The organism is Aestuarium sp. (genome assembly GCF_023253315.1).
GTDB classification, from domain to species: domain Bacteria; phylum Pseudomonadota; class Alphaproteobacteria; order Rhodobacterales; family Rhodobacteraceae; genus Marivivens; species Marivivens donghaensis.
Map to the genome: position 1 here is coordinate 1 of NZ_JALRGW010000196.1, position 558 is coordinate 558.

The following is a 558-nucleotide window of genomic DNA, read 5'->3' on the forward strand; positions in this document are numbered from 1 at the left end:
CACAACCTCAACCCCGTATTTAACGATTTTCGCTTTTTATTCCCAGGGTTTATCGCGACGGCGCGTGCCACCATCGGCCTTTGAATGCCCGGGTGAGTGCTCTGCTACTGCTCAAGTAGTCCAGACTTCACCACCAGCTTGTTTTCGCCCCACCACGGAGGTCCTGAAGATTATTCGACGCGTCTCGCCGAGCTGGCCATGGCGCGAACTCGGATTTTGAAAATTACCCCCATTTAGCCTTGGTTGTGCCGTATTGAATTATTTTCGATATTTAGCTGGCTGTGCCTTAGCTAGGTAGCATGGTTTTAGGTGGGGAACGTTTTTTCAAATAACAAGTCACAGAGGCAAAAAAATCAACAAATTGCTCACCGCAGAACGGGGAGCAGGTAGATGTCCATGCGGCGTCCAGCAACAAACCCGTAGCACCCCGGGTTGGCCCAAGCCGGTAGTGCGTGTGAAAAAGGTCAAAAATTCGCCTGTGGTCAGGAAAATACTCGCAATTTCCCGAAATCTCGTTTTTTGTTACGCGCGTGTCGCTCGGAAGAAAGGCACTGAGGG

Annotated in this window: 1 protein-coding gene; it reads right to left on the reverse strand. The window is 50.7% G+C overall.

The genetic code is table 11. The features are described from left to right. Positions 1-286: 286 nt before the first annotated feature. Positions 287-558 (reverse strand): hypothetical protein (locus AC1QQ2_RS14980; RefSeq protein ID WP_479713746.1); only part of this gene is annotated, 272 nt, incomplete at its 5' end.